Annotated in this window: 11 protein-coding genes, 1 tRNA gene and 1 pseudogene; 8 read left to right on the plus strand and 5 right to left on the minus strand. The window is 39.3% G+C overall.

Going from position 1 to position 11,932, the window contains the following annotated elements:
- Window positions 1-257 (plus strand): S-layer homology domain-containing protein (locus tag E7413_06415; protein MBE7019491.1); only part of this gene is annotated, 257 nt, incomplete at its 5' end.
- A gap of 117 nt (window positions 258-374) precedes the next feature.
- On the opposite strand, the gene E7413_06420 is transcribed toward E7413_06415, so the two are convergent.
- Window positions 375-1,418 (minus strand): PLP-dependent aminotransferase family protein, encoded by a 1,044-nt coding sequence (locus E7413_06420; GenBank protein MBE7019492.1) that lies wholly within the window; start codon window positions 1,416-1,418, stop codon window positions 375-377.
- A 94-nt stretch (window positions 1,419-1,512) separates the two neighbouring features.
- Between E7413_06420 and E7413_06425 the strand changes: the two genes are divergently transcribed.
- The 7 genes and pseudogenes from E7413_06425 to E7413_06455 all read left to right on the plus strand — a co-directional run bounded on the left by E7413_06425 (window position 1,513) and on the right by E7413_06455 (window position 7,211).
- Window positions 1,513-2,340: a pyridoxamine kinase gene (locus E7413_06425; GenBank protein ID MBE7019493.1), complete on the plus strand. Its 828-nt coding sequence runs from the start codon at window positions 1,513-1,515 to the stop codon at window positions 2,338-2,340.
- Window positions 2,341-2,565: 225 nt separating this feature from the next.
- Complete coding sequence (locus E7413_06430) at window positions 2,566-3,351, plus strand: zinc-ribbon domain-containing protein (protein ID MBE7019494.1); 786 nt, start codon at window positions 2,566-2,568, stop codon at window positions 3,349-3,351.
- Between the two features lie 409 nt (window positions 3,352-3,760).
- A pseudogene (locus E7413_06435) lies at window positions 3,761-3,904 on the plus strand (adhesin).
- Between the two features lie 703 nt (window positions 3,905-4,607).
- Entirely contained in the window at window positions 4,608-5,423 is an 816-nt protein-coding gene (locus tag E7413_06440) for a zinc ribbon domain-containing protein (protein ID MBE7019495.1), read from the plus strand.
- A gap of 274 nt (window positions 5,424-5,697) precedes the next feature.
- A complete protein-coding gene (locus E7413_06445; GenBank protein ID MBE7019496.1) occupies window positions 5,698-5,916 on the plus strand; it encodes a helix-turn-helix transcriptional regulator in 219 nt (72 codons plus the stop codon).
- Entirely contained in the window at window positions 5,913-6,644 is a 732-nt protein-coding gene (locus E7413_06450; protein ID MBE7019497.1) for a restriction endonuclease subunit M, read from the plus strand. The genes E7413_06445 and E7413_06450 overlap by 4 nt, the downstream gene beginning before the upstream one ends.
- A gap of 24 nt (window positions 6,645-6,668) precedes the next feature.
- A complete protein-coding gene (locus E7413_06455; protein ID MBE7019498.1) occupies window positions 6,669-7,211 on the plus strand; it encodes a hypothetical protein in 543 nt (180 codons plus the stop codon).
- Here E7413_06455 and E7413_06460 read toward each other — a convergent pair.
- From E7413_06460 to recF, 4 genes are all read right to left on the minus strand, one after another.
- Window positions 7,194-9,398 carry a DNA methyltransferase gene (locus tag E7413_06460; protein ID MBE7019499.1) on the minus strand — a complete coding sequence of 735 codons (2,205 nt, stop codon included), beginning with the start codon at window positions 9,396-9,398 and terminating at the stop codon, window positions 7,194-7,196. The genes E7413_06455 and E7413_06460 overlap by 18 nt on opposite strands.
- Window positions 9,399-9,938: 540 nt before the next feature.
- Window positions 9,939-10,025, minus strand: a tRNA-Leu gene (locus tag E7413_06465).
- Between the two features lie 89 nt (window positions 10,026-10,114).
- Window positions 10,115-10,765, minus strand: a complete 651-nt coding sequence (nth, locus tag E7413_06470) for an endonuclease III (protein MBE7019500.1) — start codon at window positions 10,763-10,765, stop codon at window positions 10,115-10,117.
- Window positions 10,766-10,794: 29 nt separating this feature from the next.
- Window positions 10,795-11,925 carry a DNA replication/repair protein RecF gene (gene recF, locus E7413_06475; protein MBE7019501.1) on the minus strand — a complete coding sequence of 377 codons (1,131 nt, stop codon included), beginning with the start codon at window positions 11,923-11,925 and terminating at the stop codon, window positions 10,795-10,797.
- Window positions 11,926-11,932: the final 7 nt, after the last annotated feature.

The following is an 11,932-nucleotide window of genomic DNA, read 5'->3' on the forward strand; positions in this document are numbered from 1 at the left end:
CGAACAAGTCTTGTAATCGTATGATGTCGGTATATTATATCTGGTGTGCGGCAGGAAAACCTGCTTGCAGTGCATCTTTGAAATTCACCGACCTTAATAAGCCGGAGCACGAAAACTACAAAGAAGCAATCGCATGGGCGGTAGAGAATGGTATTACCAACGGAACCTCCGATACAACCTTCTCCCCCGGAAAAACCTGTACCCGTGCTCAAATTGTGACATTCTTGTGGCGTGCGGCACAAAAAGGATTGATTTAGGTTATCACAAACAGAGAAGTCCCAACCGAATAATCGGTTGGGACTGTTTTATTGTGAATACAACAAGGTTCCGGGGAACCCGACCGCAATCTTTGATTGCGTCATCGGGGCGGGTTCTTATTTCATATTTCTTCTGATGCGGTTTAAATGCCGTTCAAAATTACCGCTTTTTAAAAATTCTGCCAAGATATATTGGTCTAATACGGGAACGGTGCAGGAGAAGTTGCCTAAAATTTCATCGTAGCGGGGAAGCAGAGATTCCGGCAGAATCAGATACCCGATTCTAATGGCGGGGGAGATGCTTTTAGAAAAGGTATTCATATAAATGACCCGCTGATTGTTGTCTAACGAAAACAGAGATTCAATGGGATTTCCGGGTAGGAAAAACTCGCTGTTAAAATCATCTTCAATGATATATTTTTCATCGTTAGCCCACTGGATGTATTCATACCGTTTGGATGCAGAGGCAGTTACACCGGACGGATAACTTTGGAAAGGTGTGACGTGAAGAACTTTAAAATCATCCTGACGCAGTGCCTGACGGGTGATACCATCCCGTCCCATGGGCAGTTTTTTCACGCTGACGCCCTCAGCCCGATAGACGGCTTCGATTTTTTCGTAGGACGGGTCTTCAATGCCGTAGGTAATTTCTCTCCCTAACAGTTTTACAACTGTTTCATACAACTGTTCCGAGCCGGACCCGATAATGATACGACGAGGATCCGCCGACATATTGCGGTAACGCAGCAGATAGTCAGACAGTGCATTTCTTAAGGCGATTGTCCCTTGATTGGGAGATTTGATAAACAGACGTTCTCCTTGTTCTGACAACACCTTTCGGACTGTTTTAAACCACAAGTCGTATTCAAATCGGGGTGCTTTTTCAACGGGTTCTTCCAACGGTAAAAAGGACGCTTTTTTTTGATTGGTGTCAAGTGGTAACACTTCCAAAGATGACACGAAATATCCGCTTTTTTCTTTGGAGGTGATGTATCCCTCTTCTATCAGTAGATACAATGCCTTTTCCACTGTAATCACACTTACACCGTAGCGGTCGGAAAGGGTACGCTTGGAAGGGATTTTTTGATTGGGCAGATATTGTCCCGATTGAATTTTATGTTTTAATTCCCGATAGAGGGAAAGATATTTTTTGTCTTTCATCTGGTCTTATAAAAAACTCCTGTTTTGATTATTTACTTATGTTCAGATTTTTATTATAATAGATTTATCTTAAAATGTAAAGAGGTTTTTTGAAATGAACTATAAAAGAATTTTGACGATTCAGGATATTTCCTGCGTAGGGCAATGCTCCCTGACGGTGGCGCTTCCCATTTTATCTGCTTGCGGATTGGAAACAGCCATTCTTCCTTCTGCAGTGCTTTCTACCCATACTGCAGGATTTTCGGGATTTACCTTCCGTGATCTGGCGGACGATATGCCTTCTATTTTAGACCATTGGAAGAAAGAAAACATTCAATTTGAAGCTGTTTATACCGGTTACTTAGGTTCCCTGCAGCAGATTGACTACGTGCTGGATATTTTTGCCGGTACCAAAACTGAGTCTGCCCGTCTGATTGTGGACCCTGCTATGGCAGACAACGGTTCCTTGTATTCCATTTTTGATATGGATTATGTGAATGCAATGAAACGTCTTTGTGAAAAAGCAGATTACTTACTTCCCAACATCACCGAAGCCTGTTTCTTAACAGGCATGGAATATAAAACCGAATATGACAGAGCCTATATTGATGAAATGCTTGATAAATTGGTTGCATTAGGCACCAAAAATGTGATTTTAACAGGTGTTTCCTACAAAGAGGGAACCACGGGTGTTGTGGTATATGAAAACGGTGAATATCAGTATTACGAGCATCCCTTCCTGCCCAATAGCTGTCACGGAACAGGAGACATTTATGCCTCCGCTTTTGTGGGTGCTCTGATGAGAGGAAAATCTTCTTTTGAAGCCGCAAAAATTGCAGCGGAATATGTGCTGGAATGTATCCGCATTACCGCCGAGCTTCCCAATCATTGGTACGGTGCCGCTTTTGAACCTGCTCTTCCCAAACTGATTTCTATGCTTTAATCAAATCATAACAGAATAGATCGTAACATGGTAGCCAGACTCATAAATCTTCTGAAAAAGACATCTTTTTGGAGATGTCTTTTTTTTGTAAAATATAAAAAGTGATAAAAGGATTGATTTTTTTAAAAAGATATGTTACAATTTTACTGTATATCGTGAGATGTATGTATGAAACTTCTCACCGGTTATAAAACTTATGAAGAAATGATTTAGGAGGCGATTGTTGTGATTTGCAGAAACTGTGGAAAAGAACAGTCATCCAACGACCGATTCTGTACTGATTGCGGAGCACCGTTAAATGTGGGTACTCCCGTATCAAACCCCATGCCCAATCCGGTACCTGTTACTCCCAATAATCAAAGCCGGAATTTAACGATTGCTTTGATTGTGGTGTCTGTTGTAGCATTGGTTGTGATTTTTTGTTTGTTAATCTTCCGAACCAATCAACCCATATATCCCAATGGCGATACCTCTGGTGCTGTGGTTGCGTCGGCAGAACCCAGTCCCACTCCCGAAGCTACAAGTTCTCCGACACCCGCACCTACGGAAACTCCGGAGCCCACTGCCGAGCCTACTGCGAAACCTACTCCGGATCCCACTTCGGATCCTACTCCGCTTCCTACACAGGCGCCTACTCCGGTACCAACACCGGCAGCCACCCCGGTACCCACTCCGAATCAGCGGTATCAGCAGAAGAATCAGTATCTCACCACCGCCAGTGGTATTGAAATCTATTCCCAGAATTACTTGGATTATGCAACCGAATCTGAGATGGCTTACGAATCAGGCATTGTGTTTAACAAATGGGATGTTTTATTAAATGATGTGTACCAGTATCTGAAAGGAATCATGTCCTCGTCTGATTTCAAAGCGTTAGAGGCAGACGAATTGAACTGGATTGTGGCAAAAGAAGCAGAGATGAAAACGGTATCTGACCAGACTTCCAAAAACCTGATTGGAATTTCTTACACCAAAGACCGTTGTTATTATCTGATTTCCTTAATTAACTAACCAATCAAAAGGAGTTATTCCATGGGATAACTCCTTTTTAGAATAATTATGTTTTGTCATTTTATCCCTTGATTGATTAAGGGGAACGCGTTATCATGAAAAAGGTTAAAAATGAACTTTTTTCATGTTGAAAAAGACAACCAGGTTGTGATTATTTTTTAGGAGGCGATGATTTTTGTTTTGTAAACATTGTGCTAATCAACTGACATCTAATGACCGGATTTGCCCCGTTTGCGGCCATCCGGTAGGAGAAATTGTTTCGGTTGCTAAGAAGAAAAATCCAACCCAAGTTCTGTTGATTTTGGTGTTGGTTACTTTAATTATGGCTCTGGTTGTGGTTTCTTTGTTGATTGTTTATAAAATCAATAGAGAGCCGTATGAACCGGGACACCAGGTCGTGATTGTGAATCCTACTCCCGAACCGACTGCAGAGGCTACTTCTACACCTACTCCTACAGAGAGTCCTACGCCATCTCCCAGTCCTACTCCTACACCAACCGCAACACCTGCTCCCTCGCAGACGCCTACACCTACACCTATGCCAACCCCAACTTTTAATCCTGCTCCTTCACAGGAAAACGGTCCTTATCAGACGTATGTGAATCGGGAATACGGTTTTTCCTGTGTTTATCCCTCGGATTTCTATTCGATAACGCCTCAAGGGGAGGATGCGGTGAAAACCTATATTTCGGCGGATTCCACTGCTGTGATGACCATTCGTGCAGTATGGAATACAGGAGGCTTGACACTTGATGATGTGTATGAAGATTTTCAAAATTCATATGGTGCCAACATTACGTATCATCCCAGGGAAGAAACCTGGTATGCTGCAAAAGTTGAATGGGGAGACCGTTCCTTCTATCGGAAGCTCTTTTTGAAAAACGGAATGATTTGCTGTATGGATTTTGAATATCAAACGAAAGATCTGGATATTTACGGACCTCATATTGAATATATTGAAGACCATTTTACCACGAAAATTGATTAAATAAGAACCAGACCCGATGACGCAATCAAAGATTGCGGTCGGATGCCCCGGAACCTTGTTGTATTCACAATAAAAAAAGGAGTTATCCTATTGGATAACTCCTTTTTTGGAATGAGTAAGATTTTTTTGTTTTATTGGGTAATTTGTGGTAAAATCACAGAAAAAAGATTGATTTATCGGAATCTGTATGATATAATAAGAATGATTTATATCAAATTTCTATTGTATATTGTTTTTGAGAACGGATCATGAACATTTTTAGGAGGCGATGATTTTGTTTTGTAAAAATTGTGGTAATCAACTGACATCCAATGACCGAGTTTGCCCTGTTTGCGGCCATCCGGTAGGAGAAGTTGTTTCGGTTGCTAAGAAGAAAAATCCAACCCAAGTTCTGTTGATTTTGGTGTTGGTCACTTTAATTATGGCTTTGGTTGTGGTTTCTTTGTTGATTGTTTATAAAATCAACAAAGATCCGGGTAACACCGGCGGCACCCCTGTGGTGATTGTGACGCCTACTCCCGAACCGACTGCAGAGGTTACTGCTACTCCCAGTCCGACTCCCACAGAGAGTCCTACTCCGTCTCCCAGTCCGACGCCAACGCCTACCCCGACACCTACTCCCACTCCCACGCCGACGCCTACTTCTACTCCTTCGTCTTCCCGTGAAATAGATACCTATTATACGTATACCAATAGGGAATATGGATTTGCCAGTGCATACCCCGCAAACTTCTATTCTGTGACCCCCAGCGGTGTGAATGCAGTAAAAACCTATGTGTCGGAAGATTCCACTGCCACGATGACAATCCGCGCTACTTGGAATACAAGTGGAATGTCTGTCCAGGATACTTTGGATGACTTATATGCGGAATATGGTGGAGACGTAAACTACGAGGATCACGGCGAAACTTGGTATGCTGCAGCGGTAACAAGAGCAGGCGGAGCTCGTTCATTATACCGGAAGCTTTTTGTGAAAAACGGTATGATTTGTTGTTTGGATTTTGAATACAACATCAGCGATTACGATATTTATCAGCCTTGTCTGGAATATCTGGAAAATCACTTTACTACGAAAATCAATTAAGACATATCTTTATAAAAAGAACGGCAATTCAGATAGAATAGCCGTTCTTTTTTAGTCCTCTGTTTGATTAGAATGAAAAAAGACTACTCCGAAGAATAGTCTTTTTTACTTGGATAAGAATGCATATTTTGATACAAATTGTTCTACTTGTATGACCGACTCTTTACTGACCTTCATTTTCGAATGTGTGACCATCACTCTATTTTATGATACTTATTGTATGTAGACTAATTGTATTCAAAAACATATAATGTATATGATGGGAGGCGTATATATGGATATAGTTAAAGTTTTCGGAAACAACTTAAAGAAATATCGTACTGCTATGAATATTTCGCAAGAATCGTTTGCTGACAAATGCGGTATGCACCGTACTTATATCAGCGCTATTGAGTGCTACAGAAGAAGTATTTCTCTAGAGAACATTCAGCGTATTGCCGAAGCACTTGAAATCGAAACTTATAAATTATTTTTGGAGGATGAGATCAAATGAAAGAACTAATGATAGAATTAAATAATTTGCGAAAAAAGTCCAATGGCGATACCAGCATCATTAAATCCATTGAAGATGAAAAGGCACTTTTTCCTTTTAGTGTTGAAAATAGACTGTTAGCATATTACTTGGCAATAGGCGAAATTACATATGAAAGATATTCACAATTAAATACCGAGTATTGTGAGCGAAATAAATATTTGGATCTGTTTGATATGGCTCCTCGTACCTACGGGCAGACTTGGGGAGAGCAACACGTTCGCACACTATTTCCGCAGTTTGTAAAAGCAACTAAAGAAAATGTTTCTGCAGAGTACCCTGCATTTGATGGTGAATTTGATTTATGGCTTGACGGAATTCGTATTGAAGTAAAAGCCTGTCGTGCAAACAGCACAAACGCAGGTGGCAGTTTAGCAAGCAGAGCGTATTTACATTCCGAAGCAAAAGCTGCTGGATTCAAGTATCACTATCAGCAGTTAAAACCTGCTTGTTGCGATGTTTTCATTTGGATCGGTACTTGCCGTGACGAATTGATTTATTGGGTTCTCACAAGCGAGGAACTTCAAAGAACTGGAAAACTTGGTCCCCAGCATCGTAACGAAAATACGGGTATTGCAGGTGTTGAAGTGTTTGAAGGACAAGTTTTTATGACCGAAGAAGAATTATCTCCATTTCTGGTTGACGAAAAAGATATTTTAGAAATTGTTCGTCGAAAAGGTAAAAAATAAGTATTTTTTAAAAGGAGTTGTTGTATGGCAGATAAAAAGAAACTTGAGCAATTCATAAATGGCATATTTAGTTTGGGTACAAATTTCGGTGAACTCGCCCAGTTAATGATTAAGGAGTTGGAGAAATTCACTCCGGCAGATGGGAAGTATTTTGACCTGTTGGATTCAAAAAACCAAAAGATAGAAGCGAAGTTCTCACGAGCTAAGAAAAAACTCAAACCGCTGAAAAAATCTAATATAATTGACCTTTGTTTGAATTCCGCATCGGATTCAAGGGTTTTGACTGAAGCTGAGGCTACGAATATAACATTCGATTGCAACATACAACAAATCAAACCCTCCGAATTCGATATTCTTTACTACGGAATCTTTTTCAAAGATAAAATTGTAATCTTCAAAGCTCAAAGCGACATTGTCCCTAATATGCCCGGATATTCAATTCAGCACAAAGGTGGTACTGAGTATCAATTCCATATAAACAAATCAAACTATGCCGAACATAAAAAGAAGTATTTTCATAAGGAATTAACCTACTCTCAACTACTTGCATTATTTGAGAAAAAATAAATTCTTTCCAGATAATGCCCCACGAATAGTTTTTCTCTGTATCTCTGAAAGAGAATAAATACTCATAATTTCATTATCAAGATCTTCATATAGACCACTAATGTTTTCGCTTGAATTCATTATGTGGTCTACTTTTTTTATAATACCACTCTGTTTTTCAGTACTTACCATGGGGATCGGTAACGATTCTATGTGTGATCTCAGCAACTTAACAGAATTGTATTTTTTGTTTAAAAAGAAAGCTGCTACACTAGAATTCAAAATTGCCAAAATGTACTTTATATCCATACCTTCAATCTGTGGTATTAAGATGTTGCAACTGTTCAACGAAAGCGTTTGTTGATTATCATACATAAAAACAGGCACTTCAGCAATGAATCTATACAATAACTTTTCTTTAGCTCGATACATTTCAGTTGACGCAACTTGCTGAAATTTTTCAGGCGCAAAATAAATATAGTTATCGGTTTCCTTCATAGCATATCTAAAAATATCACTACCTTTTAAAACAATTTCCATTCCTTCTGTTTTTTCATTTGTGATATACTCCTTATTGTTACCGGTGACAATTCCCAATGCAAACTTAGCGTTATTTGCAAGATATTTAGCGTTTTTTAATGAGCCAATCACTTGTAAACAATCGTATTCTTCATCGCTCATGTTAAAAGAGAACGATGTTGCATTTATATCTCTGTTTTCATTAATAACGAATTCTTTATTATTCAGTTCAATTCTGCAACCTTTCGTTTCTCCGCAACAACCTTTCTGAATGCCTAAGATGATCGCAGGACATTGCACTCCCGAAAAAGCATTCCCCAAGTAACTCACAAATTTAAACGCCGTGTTTTTTACAATAAGTTCTCTTGCCTGCTGATGTGAGTTTACACTTAAAATCGCTTCTGGCAATACGTATGCTAAGTACCCATTTTCTTCTATCATTGCCATTCCTTTTTCAATAAACAAATCGTATGACTCCATACCTTTGTTTTTAGCAGTAGTATAATTAGCAGTAAGATAAGCGGTTTCTTCTTTGCTAAAATCATATCCCCAAGGTGGATTGCCCAATACTACAGAGAACTTACGAGAGAAAGTATTGGAAAGGGTATCGCCACAAACAAATTGAGAATACAACTGCTCTCTAGTAATGCTGTTATCATGCAAAAACATATTGATTCGTGTAATTAGAATACTAACTTCATCTATGTCTTGACCATAAAGATTCTCAATTCCCACACCTTTTTCAACAAGACCGATAAGGAAATTTCCCGTTCCACAGCAAGGATCACATAATGTCTTGTTTTGAGTATTAACATAGTTTTTCAAATTGCAAATAAGCGTATTAACCGTTTTTTGGGGTGTGTAATATGCACCGGTTTGTTTACGATGACTTAAATCTCGAAGGGAAATGTAAACAAATCCCAAAGTATCTTCTAATGGAACTAACTGAACTTTACTATTCAAAGCGGTTTGAATATTTGCAATCGTAATTTTTGATACATCAATATTCCCAAGCAAGTCTTTAATCAAACTATTGAATACATCATTACTTGTAATATCACTTTTTCCTTCAAGTAACAAATAATCTGATACAACTATCCCTCCGCTTTGTTGATATAATTGTATGGCAAAATTAGCGAGAATCACTCTCAATTCATCTTCTGTAATTTGGTCACAAGAATTCAAAATACTTTCAACAATTTCACGATTATGATTGTTTTTGATGTAATCTTTGTATAGGACTTTGCCACTTACACTTTTTTTGTTCCTTCGACTTTTCAAACGGTTATCTTTTCCGATTCTTATTTCTGAGATAAGTGCTTCTATATATTTCTTATCAAAAGTTTCGCTATCAGACTCAATCTTCAGTTTTCCGAGTCTAACCCAGTTTTTGACAGTTGCTGGAGAAATAGAAAGCAGCTCACAAACTTGAGCAATACTTAATTTTTCTTCTTCAATTTTATAAAGATCATCAAATAATGATAATTGATTTTCAGGCACAGTGCTTTTTATTCGTGCATCAGTAGGTTTTTGGGCATTGGTAGGAATTAACCATACACCACTCATTCTATTAGCGCCTTCAATACGTCCTTGTTCGCACAATATCTGAACTCTTCTTTTAGATATATTAAATTTTTCTGCAGCATCAGAAACCGATATATACATAATAGCACCTCGCACTTTGTTCATTTAATAAATTGATTATACTCTTTTTCGCGAATAATGTCAATACATTAATGTCGATGGTTTTGGAATAATTTAGAGCAAAAATAAAAGAACGGCTATTAGTATCAAAATAACCGTTCTTTTTTGGTGCGGATAAGAGGACGCAGTTGTGCTTCGCACACCTTCTCAGCTTAGCGACCCAAAGGCGATGCCTTTCGGTACCCGCCTGCGCCCCGGCTTCGCTAAAAACCATTCCCCGAATGGTTTTCTAACGCTTGCCGCCTTCTTAAGGTTCAAGTCCTCTATTTTATTATACGAAAAAAAGAAGCTATCCGAAATGGATAACTTCTTTTTTGGTGCGGATAAGAGGACACAGTTGTGCTTCGCACACCTTTTCAGCTTGGCGACCCAAAGGCGATGCCTTTCGGTACCCGCCTGCGCCCCGGCTTCGCTAAAAACCATTCCCCGAATGGTTTTTCTAACGATTGCCGCCTTCTTAAGGTTCAAGTCCTCTGTTTTATTATACGAAAAAAAGAAGCTATCCGAAATGGATAACTTCTTTTTTGGTGCGGATAAGAGGACTTGAACCTCCACCGAGTTGCCCCGACTAGCACCTGAAGCTAGCGCGTCTGCCGATTCCGCCATATCCGCACACCATATTGATGCTATTTTCTCAAACAGCTTTTATATTCTATCACACTTTTATTTTGTTGTCAATACTTTTTTTGAAGAAAATGGGGTTATTTTTTCGTCTTCTCCAATGTTTTGATGCCGTGCTTACAAATCTCGTTTAAGATGCAGATTTCGCAGGCAGGTTTCTGCGCTTTGCATACAGCTCTGCCGTGTGCCACCAGACGGTGACAGAAATCAAACTGAAATTCCGGGGGAATGAATTTTCTGAGTGCTGACTCAATTTTTACCGGGTCGGATTCTTTGGTTAAGCCCATGCGGTTTGCTAAACGTTTGGCGTGAGTATCAATTACAATCGCCGGTTTCCCAAAAATTTCCCCTAAAATTACGCTGGCGGTTTTTCTGCCAACTCCTGCTAATTTGGTCAATTCTTCCATGGTATCGGGAACTTGGGAGTTATGTTGTTCCACCAGAGCGATAGCACAGTTTCTGATATTTTTTGCTTTATTTTTATAAAAGCCGGTGGATTGAATCATGTTAGCAATTTCATTTTCCGAAAGGGAAGCGAATGCTTCGGGGGTGTTATAGTTCGGAAAAATGGTTTTGGTGACGATATTCACTCTTGCATCGGTACACTGTGCCGATAAGATGGTAGCAACCAAAAGTTCAAAGGGAGTGGTGTAATCCAGGGTGCAATGAGGGTTTTCGTAAAGAATATCCAGTTGTTCTTTTAGCTTAAAAAACAGTTCTTTTTTCGTCATATCCTTTGTAACCCCTCTTTCCTTTGTTTTTATTGTTCGGTGACCACAGAATTTTCTACTAAGAATGTTTTTGCACCCTCCACCTCAAATGCTTGGGCATCGGTGATGGTGATAATGGTCTGGCAGGGCTTGATGTAGGAAAATAAGCTTTTCTGCCGTGTTTTATCCAGCTCGGATAAGATGTCATCTAAAAGCAGGACAGGATAGGAACCTGTCAGCTCTTTGATAAACAACAGTTCTGATAATTTTAATGCTAAAATAATGGTTCTTTGTTGGCCTTGGGAAGCATAAATTTTAGCATTTTTATCATTTAAATAGAATTCAAGGTCATCTCTGTGAGGACCTACCCTTGTGGTGTGAAACAGGTGTTCTTCCTTTGCCACCTCAGAAAGCTTTTGATGAAACATTTCGCGGATAGCTGCTTTGTCTTCCACAAAGGTATCAAACAGTTCGCTTTCATAGCGGAGATTTAATTCTTCTGTTTCTCCCGCAATTTCCGCATAAATTTTCTTGGCGGTTTCCTTTAAGCGTTCCACAAAAAGTGCACGGTAGATGATGACTTCCGTGCCAAATTCTACCAGTTTTTCGGTATAAACCTGCAGAAGTGTTTCATCGGGATGTTCTTCTTTTAAGAGCTTGTTACGGTTTCTTAAAATGGAATTGTAGTATTTTAGAATTTTGTAGTAACGGGGACGAATCTGACAAACGTCCGAGTCCAAGAACCGTCGCCGTTGCTCTTTGTCTCCCTTGATTAAATTCAAATCCTCGGGAGAAAAGAGTACAGAATGAAATTCCCCTAAAAAAGAGGCGTTGTCTGTTTTTACATCGTTTTTTGACAGTTCCCGTTTTGCAGATTTAGAATTTTTTGATAAGCCGATTTTCATTTTTTCCACGCGGGACGTGGGGTGTTTCTGATAAGAAATCTGCATGTTTGCCACGTCGCATTCGGATAAAATCAGTTCTTTATCAGACACAAACCGATGAGATTTCAAAGTGGAAAAATAGTGAATTGCTTCCACAATATTGGTTTTTCCCTGAGCGTTTTTGCCGCAGAGAATATTGGTGGATGGGGAAAAGGAGAGATCTAAATAATTGTAGCTTCGAAATTGGCTTAATTTGATATTTTGAAGATATATTTTGATCACACCCTTTCCAAACAGTAATCAA

The sequence above is a fragment of the Oscillospiraceae bacterium genome (assembly GCA_015068645.1).
GTDB lineage: Bacteria > Bacillota > Clostridia > UMGS1840 > UMGS1840 > SIG452.